This window comes from Paenibacillus sp. p3-SID1389, from assembly GCF_025151705.1.
Taxonomy (GTDB): domain Bacteria; phylum Bacillota; class Bacilli; order Paenibacillales; family Paenibacillaceae; genus Fontibacillus; species Fontibacillus phoenicis.
This window is the reverse complement of the sequence record NZ_JALXVO010000088.1, coordinates 1-8,570: the sequence shown is the minus strand read 5'-3', so window position 1 is coordinate 8,570 and position 8,570 is coordinate 1. Positions and strand designations below refer to the sequence as shown.

At 53.1% G+C, this 8,570-nt stretch carries 11 protein-coding genes; 6 read left to right on the top strand and 5 right to left on the bottom strand.

Annotation, left to right across the window (positions count from 1 at the left end; all coding sequences use genetic code 11):
* Nucleotides 1-104 precede the first annotated feature (104 nt).
* From M3G15_RS20800 to M3G15_RS20790, 3 genes are read left to right on the top strand one after another with little or no spacing between them, the layout of a single operon-like run.
* A complete protein-coding gene (locus M3G15_RS20800) occupies nt 105-1,010 on the top strand; it encodes a ComEC/Rec2 family competence protein (RefSeq protein ID WP_260071953.1) in 906 nt (301 codons plus the stop codon).
* Nucleotides 1,011-1,017: 7 nt separating this feature from the next.
* Entirely contained in the window at nt 1,018-1,236 is a 219-nt protein-coding gene (locus M3G15_RS20795) for a DUF3006 domain-containing protein (protein WP_260071952.1), read from the top strand.
* Nucleotides 1,237-1,270: 34 nt separating this feature from the next.
* Nucleotides 1,271-1,789 carry a DinB family protein gene (locus M3G15_RS20790; protein WP_260071951.1) on the top strand — a complete coding sequence of 173 codons (519 nt, stop codon included), beginning with the start codon at nt 1,271-1,273 and terminating at the stop codon, nt 1,787-1,789.
* Nucleotides 1,790-1,868: 79 nt separating this feature from the next.
* Here M3G15_RS20790 and manA read toward each other — a convergent pair whose 3' ends face one another.
* Nucleotides 1,869-2,813, bottom strand: a complete 945-nt coding sequence (gene manA / locus M3G15_RS20785; protein WP_260071950.1) for a mannose-6-phosphate isomerase, class I — start codon at nt 2,811-2,813, stop codon at nt 1,869-1,871.
* Between the two features lie 29 nt (nt 2,814-2,842).
* Complete coding sequence (locus M3G15_RS20780; protein ID WP_009225659.1) at nt 2,843-3,757, bottom strand: ROK family protein; 915 nt, start codon at nt 3,755-3,757, stop codon at nt 2,843-2,845.
* Between the two features lie 113 nt (nt 3,758-3,870).
* Here M3G15_RS20780 and M3G15_RS20775 point away from each other — a divergent pair, with 113 nt between their 5' ends.
* Nucleotides 3,871-4,896 carry a LacI family DNA-binding transcriptional regulator gene (locus M3G15_RS20775; RefSeq protein WP_036645650.1) on the top strand — a complete coding sequence of 342 codons (1,026 nt, stop codon included), beginning with the start codon at nt 3,871-3,873 and terminating at the stop codon, nt 4,894-4,896.
* A 100-nt stretch (nt 4,897-4,996) separates the two neighbouring features.
* Here M3G15_RS20775 and M3G15_RS20770 read toward each other — a convergent pair whose 3' ends face one another.
* A complete protein-coding gene (locus M3G15_RS20770) occupies nt 4,997-5,614 on the bottom strand; it encodes a superoxide dismutase (RefSeq protein ID WP_036645681.1) in 618 nt (205 codons plus the stop codon).
* Between the two features lie 197 nt (nt 5,615-5,811).
* Here M3G15_RS20770 and M3G15_RS20765 point away from each other — a divergent pair, with 197 nt between their 5' ends.
* Nucleotides 5,812-6,063, top strand: a complete 252-nt coding sequence (locus tag M3G15_RS20765) for a YuzB family protein (RefSeq protein ID WP_009225662.1) — start codon at nt 5,812-5,814, stop codon at nt 6,061-6,063.
* A 47-nt stretch (nt 6,064-6,110) separates the two neighbouring features.
* Here M3G15_RS20765 and M3G15_RS20760 read toward each other — a convergent pair whose 3' ends face one another.
* Nucleotides 6,111-6,746 carry a helix-turn-helix transcriptional regulator gene (locus M3G15_RS20760; protein WP_260071949.1) on the bottom strand — a complete coding sequence of 212 codons (636 nt, stop codon included), beginning with the start codon at nt 6,744-6,746 and terminating at the stop codon, nt 6,111-6,113.
* 38 nt (nt 6,747-6,784) lie between these two features.
* A complete protein-coding gene (gene trhO / locus M3G15_RS20755; RefSeq protein ID WP_260071948.1) occupies nt 6,785-7,678 on the bottom strand; it encodes an oxygen-dependent tRNA uridine(34) hydroxylase TrhO in 894 nt (297 codons plus the stop codon).
* A gap of 226 nt (nt 7,679-7,904) precedes the next feature.
* Between trhO and M3G15_RS20750 the strand changes: the two genes are divergently transcribed.
* On the top strand, nt 7,905-8,570 hold a 666-nt coding region (locus M3G15_RS20750), incomplete at its 3' end, for a phosphatase PAP2 family protein (protein WP_260071947.1).

Here is an 8,570-nt window from a genome sequence, read left to right as displayed (position 1 = left end):
TAGGTGAGCTAATTTTTATTTGCACAATTTACTTAATTTTGATTGATTTTAGGCTGGATCATCCTCTATAATTAGAACAAATGTTCTGGGAAGGATTAACATCAATGATTAGGCAGAAGACATGTTGGGCAGTTGTTGGCGTATTTTTGGTGTGGTTAAGCATACTTCTTACAGGCTGCAGCCCGGCGAACTGGGAAGAAGTCGCGGGACGGCTGGCGGAGAACACCTCCGTTGCTTCCGAAGTGGAAGGAGACGGTCAGCTTCGCGTGATTTTTCTGGATGTGGGACAAGGGGCCTCACAGCTGCTGATCAGCCCTTCCGGGCATACGATGCTGATTGATGCCGGTAACAATGACCGGGAGCAGGCAATGCTGGACTACCTTCGGTCTTATGGAGTGGACCGCTTGGATGTTGTGATTGGGACGCATCCGGATGCGGATCACATCGGCGGGCTGGACCGGGTGATCGATCGTTTGGACATTGGCGAAATCTATATGCCAAGGATCCAGTCCAATACGAAGACGTACGAGTCCTTGCTGAACTCCATTCGGGGCAAAGGGTTGAAGGTGAAGACCGCCAAAGCGGGGCTGGAGCTATCCTGGGATGAGCAGGTGAAGGTGAGTATGATCGCCCCGGTGACCGTAACCGACGACAATAACAACATGAGCGCCGTTGTGAAGGTGACGTATGGCCGCACTTCTTTTCTGTTAACCGGGGATGCCGAATCGGAAAGCGAGCGGGCAATGCTAGAATCCGGAGTGAATTTGCGCGCCGACGTTCTGCTGGTAGGGCACCATGGCTCGAAATCTTCAACAACGGCCAAGTTTTTGAACGCAGTGAAGCCAAAATACGCGGTGATCCAGGTTGGAGAAAATTCTTACGGACATCCTACAAAGACGATCCTGGATCGGCTGTCCAAGCAGCAGGTAGAGGTCTATCGCAACGATCTTCAAGGTACGGTGGAATTCGCCAGCGACGGCGAGGGCTACCGAATCACGACGGAAAGGTAGGATGGAGATGAGCCACATCGTGGAAGGCTTTGAGGGCGATTTATGCATCTTGGAATCGGACGGGAAGCTCCGTCATGTCCCGCGTTCCCAGGTGGATCCCAAGGTCAAACCGGGAGATGTCGTGGAATGGAACGGCACGAAATGGGTTCCCAACCTGCGGGAAACGGAAGAGAGAAGCCGTCATATCCGCGCTTTAATGGATGAAGTGTGGGAAGACGAGGAGTAGGGTTGGTTACGTTCATGAAGGAGGAATGTTGGAGATGTTGATTCGACCGCAGACAGGGGAATACGCACCGCATTTTGAACCTTACATTCAGATGGCGCCTGAGGGGGAGTTGGCTCAGTTTCTGGAGGAGCAGCCGAAGCGGCTCCGAGAGAAGTGGGCAGGTATTCGTGAAGAGCAAGCAAACTACCGGTATGCCGAAGGAAAATGGAGCGTTAAGGAAGTCATCGGCCATCTCGCGGATACGGAACGGGTAATGCAATACCGTATGCTGCGGATCGCACGCGGCGATACGACGCCGCTTCCAGGCTTCGACGAGGAATTGTTCGCCCGTCATGCCGGGTTTGACCGTCAGTCGATTGAGGAGATCGTAAAGGGCTTCGAGATCGTAAGGGAATCCACGTTGGCGCTGGTTCGTCAGCTGGATGACGAAGCATGGGCCCGCATGGGGAACGTAGCCGATTATCCGGCCACTGCCCGTGCCATCGCCTATAACATCGCCGGGCATGCGGAGCACCATATGCGGATTTTAAACGATCGGTATGTTCATGCTTAATTTAGAAGGAAGCGATAGGTAAAAAGGACGGAAGCCACCATCGTGATCGATGAGCGCTTCCGTCCTTTTTTGCATGAAATTATTCGTGGGACATGATCATTTCGAGCTCCCCGCTTAAGCGGTAAGGGCCAAAGCCCGCTGGCAAGATGAAGTGCTCGCCTTTGACCAGATCGTAGCTTTGTCCGCCTGCCGTCAGCTTCCCGCTGCCGGAAAGCACGCTGAAGATCGTATATTTCTCGTTTGGCGCAACTTCAGCATTGCCAGATACGTTCCATTTTTCCACCGTAAAGAAGGAATTGGACACGAATGAGGTGATTGCCAGACCGTCTTTTTGATTAGTTTCATAGGTTACCGGTACATACGCTTGCGGAACGGTGGTAACGTCGATCGCTTTCTCCAGATGCAGCTCACGGGTGTTGCCATCCTTGTCGCGGCGATCATAGTCATACACGCGGTAAGTGGTATCTGAGCTTTGTTGCGTTTCCAGCACGACGATGCCTTTGCCCAGGGCGTGCAGCGTTCCGCTTGGCACGTAGAAGAAGTCGCCGGGCTTCACCGGCACTTTCGTCAGGAAGCGATCCCACTCGCCGTTTTCGATCATCGAGACGAGATCTTCTTTTGTTTTGGCTTCATGTCCGTAAATGATTACAGCACCGGGTTCGGCATCTACGATGTACCAGCATTCGGTTTTGCCCAGCTCCCCGTTCTCGTGTTTGCCGGCGTACTCGTCATCTGGATGCACCTGTACCGACAGGTCGTCGGAGGCGTCGAGAATTTTCGTCAGCAGCGGGAACACCTTGGACGAGGAACGGAACAGCTCCGGATGGGAGGTCCACAATTCCCCCAGCTTCATGCCTTGGTACGGTCCGTTCTTCACTACGCTCTGTCCGTTCGGGTGAGCGGATACGGCCCAGCATTCGCCGGTATGGTCATTCGGGATGTCATAGCCAAACAAATCTCTTAGCTTGGTGCCGCCCCAAATGCGTTCTTGGAAAATCGGCTGCAAAAAAATCGGTTCATTCATCGTTATCGGACTCCTTTTGTCTCTATAGATCAGTATGGAATATGGATTAAGGCAGCGGCGCCGATCAAGCCGGCGTCCTGATGAAGCGCGGCGGGAACGATAGGGGTTTGCCGTCCCGAAGGGTTCAGCGCATACTTGGACACGTAGTCGCGCACCGCGTTAAACAACGGATCGCCAACCTGGGAGACGCCGCCGCCGATGACCAGCTTCTCCGGATCAAACGTATTAATTAAGGTGACACAGCCAACGCCGATATTTTCGAAGACTTTGGCTACAAGCTCCTGAATCACAGGTTGCCCAGCCGCCGCCAAATCAAAAGCTTCTTTAGAAGAAACCTCACGGCCAAGCAGCTCAGAGGCTTGTCTTGCGACCGCGGTGCCGGAGGCGACAAATTCCCAGCAGCCCTTCTGCCCGCACACGCAGGTACCAACGGATGGATCCACGACGATATGGCCGACATCGCCGGCATTCCCGCTTGCTCCAGTGATGAGCTTGCCGTGGGAGTAGATCCCGGCGCCGATGCCCGTGCTGATCGTAATGAATACGAAGTGCTCGGCATCCTTGGCAGCGCCAAGCCATTTTTCCGCAAGGGCCGCAGCGGTAGCGTCGTTCTCCAGCCGAATCGGCAGACTGAAGTAGCGCTTCAGTGAGTCGACGATCGGGAAGTTCCACCAGCCCCGCAAATTCGGCGGTTCGGCGATTTTCCCTTCCTTCGTGTTTAATGGGCCGGGAGCTCCAACGCCGATGCCTAAAAGCTCGGACTCTGCGATGCCTTGGGCGGTGAGGATATCTTGGATTGCAGCGGCCATCCGGTCGACCATCACCTCTGGCCCCACCGTCTGATCGGTTGGCAGCGATACCTTCGTCCGCACTTCACCGTCCGTGCCAATCAACCCGATGGCCGTCTTCGTGCCCCCGATGTCGATACCAATTGCATAACTCAACGTTCATTCCTCCTGTGGAACTGAAGATTCACAACTTGACAAACTTGACAAAATAAATATTTGTAAAGTACCATGTAGGTTAAGTGTAGCACGATTCGAAAGGAATGAAAAGAATGGGCCGTAAAAAGAAAGTCTCGATGCAGGATATCGCTGACCGTCTGCAAATTTCTAAAAATGCGGTGTCATTGGCGCTAATGAACAAAAAGGGCGTCAGCGAGGAGATGCGCCGCCGCGTGCAGGAAACCGCGCGTGAGCTGGGGTACGGACCTTACGCGCACCAAGAGAGCGGACAAGCGAATATTTTGGTGCTCGTTCCTGAACGGATCATGAGCTATCAGGATAATGATCATTTTCAGTTTTTTCACGATATGATTTGGGGATTGGAACGAAGCGCGCGCAAAAAAGGACTCAACGCTGTCATCACCCCGCTTGATCGGGAGATGGAAGCCGCGCGTTTGCTGCCGGGACCGTTCACCGATATTCCGTACCGGGGAGTGATTCTGTTTGGGATTGTGGACCGGGCGTATGCGAAGCGCATTTGGGAGCTGGACACGCCGCTGGTGCTGATGGATTCCTACTACCACGATCTGCCTTGTCCGGCCGTCACCTCGGACAATCAGGAGGGGGCCTATACAGCGGTCTCACACTTAATTGAAGCCGGCCACCGGGACATCGGGTTTATCGGGCCGACGAACCTGTCGACCAGTCATGAGGAGCGCTGGTTTGGGTTTGAGAAAGCGATGAAGGAGCAGGGGTTGATCATTCGGGAGGCGGCCTGCTTGACGACGTCCAAGGGCTATGATTACACCGCGGCAGAAATCGCGAATTTTCTGGATGGGTTAGGGGAGTGGCCGACGGCGTTTTTTTGCGGGAATGATCGTATTGCTTATTTGCTGGCCGGTCTCTTGAAGACGCGAAACAAGCGATTGCCGGAGGATGTCTCCATCGCCGGATTTGACGATTTGCCCTATGTCAACAGCGAGGGTTTAAATGTGACGACGATGCGGGTGGAGAAGGAGCGCATGTGTGATGCCGCAATTAGCTTGCTCCTGTCAGACCTTGGGCGTTCCCGCGAGAAGATTCACTGGCAAATCCCGCCCACGTTGGTTGTCCGGGAGTCTGTTGCTCGGAGAGGATAGGGGCCTAGGCTAGATGAAAAAAAGGGTGCCCACAGAGCCGGTTCACCGGTCCAGTGGACACCCTTTCGCGTTCGTGCAGGCGTTACGCCAACACGCTGACTTATTTGTTCAGTGCTGCTTCGTAACGTTTCTCAACTGCAGGCCAGTTGATGACGTTAAAGAAAGCGGCGATGTAGTCAGGACGTTTGTTTTGATATTTCAGGTAGTAAGCATGCTCCCATACGTCCAGGCCAAGGATTGGCGTTTTGCCTTCCATCAGCGGGGAGTCTTGGTTCGGCAAGCTGTAAACGGACAATTTGCCGTTAGCATCTACAGCCAGGAACGCCCAACCGCTGCCGAAGCGAGTGGTAGCTGCTTTCGTGAATTCTTCTTTGAATTTGTCAAAGCCGCCCAGCTCGTTGTTGATCGCTTCAGCCAGCTTGCCGGAAGGTTGGCCGCCGCCGTTCGGGCCGATCGTTTCCCAGAACAGGGAGTGGTTCGCATGGCCGCCGCCGTTGTTGCGGACAGCAGTGCGGATGCTTTCAGGAACGCTGTCCAGATCGCTGATCAATTCTTCAACGGATTTGGATTGCAATTCTGGAGCGGATTCCAGAGCTGCGTTCAGGTTCGTTACATACGTATTATGGTGACGATCATGGTGAATCATCATCGTTGTTTCATCGATATGAGGTTCAAGCGCGTTGTTCGGGTAAGGCAATGCAGGTAATTGATGTGCCATTTCTAAATCCATCCTTTCTTCTCCAATATGTAGTAGTAATTCCGACAAAACTAATTATAAATCCGCACTCCGACTTAGTCAACATAGATGTATATTAAGTATGTTAAATCGTTCGCAGCCATTGACAAATCAGTTCGTGAATTTCATAATGAGGGTTCAAGCATCATTAGCCTACAAGTTTGGGGTGAAAAGACGTCATGGGGTTGGGCATCGTTATCGTTGAGGTGTGCGACAGCAACCTGATGAGCGCGCTTGAGCTGGAGAAGCTGGAAGAAGAATACCCCGAAATTGCCGTGATGCGGCAGGACTGTCTTAGTTTATGCGGGTTATGTAAGCTTAGACCGTATGCACTGGTGAACGGCAAACGCGTCTCCGCCAAGACGACGGAGGAGTGTATCCAGCTCGTGAAGCAAGCCATTGAGGACGAGTTAGCCGTCTATGATATATAACCAAAAAAAGCAGCCATGAGGCTGCTTTTTTCTATAGGCGGATCTCCTCAGCGTTCGCGCTGGCGGATCACATACACACATTTTCTCCCTTGTTGGGCCAAGCATTCCGTGCGTTCGACATCGGCATCCAGCAGCGATTCAAACAATTTCAGCTCGCAGTCGCAGGCATGATTGTAGCGGTTCGCGATTTGCGAGATCGGGCAGTTATGCTCCATCAGGACATACTCGCCGTGATCGGTTTCTTGAAGCTCGGTCATATATCCATTGTCGTTTTGAATCTCCGAGAGCGTGCGTACTTTTTCAGTCAGCGATTTCCCTTGCATCTCGGACATATATTTACGGCTCAGCTTCTCCTTACGGCGATCGAACAGGCGGTCTACCATGTCTTCGCCGCTCTCCTCGGCCAGTTCGTCCAGCAGATCCAGCGTAAGCGAATGATATCTCTTGGGAAAAAGCCCCTCAGCCAGCTCGGTTAACCCATACACAGCAGTGGGCCGTCCTGCCGTCTGCCGAATCATTTTCGATTCGATCAGCCCGTCGCGTTCCATCGTGCCGAGATGGCGGCGCACCGCCATTTCCGTGATCTGCAGTTCTGTCGTAAGATCTTTGGCACTCAGAGGTCCGGCGGTTTTCATTAAATGAAGAATCCGCTCGCGGGTGGAAAGGTCTTTTTTGGCATTCATGCGTGACACTCCCTCTCGGGTGATAAGTTCCGGCGGTCTTAGCTTTGCGGGACGACGAGAGCGGCTTCCCGGCACGCCTCCGAACAGAAGCCGTGATGTTCCTCTTCGCAATCCTCACAGCAGACATATTGCAAATTGCACACCGGGCAGTTGATATACCGGTCGTGTGACGTGCCGCAATGGTGACAGCTGGCGATCACGATGTCTTCGTCCGTACGGTTGATCGGCACCGAAATCCGTTCGTCGAACACATAGCATTTGCCGTCAAAGAGACGCCCGTTCACCTGCGGATCCTTGCCATAGGTGACAATTCCGCCTTCCAGTTGGGCAACATCGGTGAAGCCTTCGTTCAGCAGGAAGCCGGTCAGCTTCTCGCAGCGGATGCCCCCGGTGCAGTAAGTTAAAATTTTCTTATCCTTGTGCTCGCTCAGATTTTGGCGAATCCATTCCGGAAACTCGCGGAAGGATTCAATGTCCGGCCGAATCGCCCCGCGAAAGTGGCCGATGTCGTACTCGTAATCGTTGCGCCCGTCCAGAACGATCACATCGTCCTGCTGCAGCTGCTCATAAAATTCGACGGGGGAGAGACGCTTGCCGCTGATGACGTTGGGGTCAAGCTCCTGCTCGACGCGGAAGGTGACCAGCTCTTTTTTGTGGCGGACAAACATTTTCTTAAATGTATGGCCGTCGGCTTCATCGATCTTAAACACGATGTCGGCGAACAGCGGATTCGCTCGGAGGTCGTTCATATATTTCTCGGTTTGCTCCACCGTCCCGGACAAGGTCCCGTTGATGCCTTCGGCGGCGATCAGGATGCGTCCCTTGATCCCCAGCTCTTTGCAGTATTGCAGATGCTCGGCAGTGAAGGCGGCAGGATCCTCGATCCGGACAAATTTATAAAATAATAATACGCGATAAGCGTGTTGTTCCATTATTTGAATCACCTATCTATTCTATGATGAATTCTACTGCATTGTAGTCCAAGGCTCTCGACTTAGTCAATATATAAGTATAGTAAGTATATTAATGCAGGTCTAGCGGATATTCTTTCCTTGCGAAGCCGTGGAAGCATGAAATTGGGAATAAGGGTTGCCGGGACCTCCGGTTCCCAGTACAATGATCTGGTTCAGGTGAATGCAGGTGAGAGGGGAACTTTTGATGAAAAAATGGCTTTTGCCAGTCCTGCTTGCTGCCTTGTTTGTGGTGCTGGGCGGGCTGCTACATACGGAGGGATTGCGTTCGATTGACCGCAGTATCGGGGACTTTTTCTATGGGCTGCGCAATGACAGCATCACTCCGGCAGTCAAAGCGATCTCTGAGTTGGGAACAACCACCGGTTTTGTTGTGGTGCTGGGGATTGCCCTCATTTGGACATTGCTGGTTCTGCGGAACGGACGTTATGCCTTTTGGCTGACGATCAGCCTGGCAGGCGGGTGGCTGCTGAACAAAGTGTTGAAAGCTCTATACACCCGGGAACGACCTGACATGTGGGACAGCCTTGTTGTACCGGACGGGTACAGCTTTCCCAGCGGAAATGCGATGATCTCCGTCGCTTTCTTCGGGGTGATCGCGTTGCTGCTGCTTCGTTCCGGTAGGGTGGGGAATCGCATTTGGGCGGTGGTGGTGCTGCTGATCATTTTGCTGATTGGGGTCAGCCGCTTGTACTTGGGCGTGCATTATGCCAGTGACATTGTTGGCGGCTTTCTCGCGGGTGCGGTGATCGCCGAGCTGTGTGCTTGGGGGGGCCGTGGGCCGAAACAGAATATAATGAATAGAGAAGAAAGCCCGCCATCCGGCGGGCTTTCTTCTTTATATGTGCGGCGC

Bases quoted from the DNA above. Each gene is read 5' to 3' on its own strand.
- M3G15_RS20800 (WP_260071953.1), top strand. From the start codon at position 105: ATGATTAGGCAGAAGACATGTTGGGCAGTTGTTGGCGTATTTTTGGTG.
- M3G15_RS20795 (WP_260071952.1), top strand. From the start codon at position 1,018: ATGAGCCACATCGTGGAAGGCTTTGAGGGCGATTTATGCATCTTGGAA.
- M3G15_RS20790 (WP_260071951.1), top strand. From the start codon at position 1,271: ATGTTGATTCGACCGCAGACAGGGGAATACGCACCGCATTTTGAACCT.
- manA (WP_260071950.1), bottom strand. From the start codon at position 2,813: ATGAATGAACCGATTTTTTTGCAGCCGATTTTCCAAGAACGCATTTGG.
- M3G15_RS20775 (WP_036645650.1), top strand. From the start codon at position 3,871: ATGGGCCGTAAAAAGAAAGTCTCGATGCAGGATATCGCTGACCGTCTG.
- M3G15_RS20770 (WP_036645681.1), bottom strand. From the start codon at position 5,614: ATGGCACATCAATTACCTGCATTGCCTTACCCGAACAACGCGCTTGAA.
- M3G15_RS20765 (WP_009225662.1), top strand. From the start codon at position 5,812: ATGGGGTTGGGCATCGTTATCGTTGAGGTGTGCGACAGCAACCTGATG.
- M3G15_RS20760 (WP_260071949.1), bottom strand. From the start codon at position 6,746: ATGAATGCCAAAAAAGACCTTTCCACCCGCGAGCGGATTCTTCATTTA.
- trhO (WP_260071948.1), bottom strand. From the start codon at position 7,678: ATGGAACAACACGCTTATCGCGTATTATTATTTTATAAATTTGTCCGG.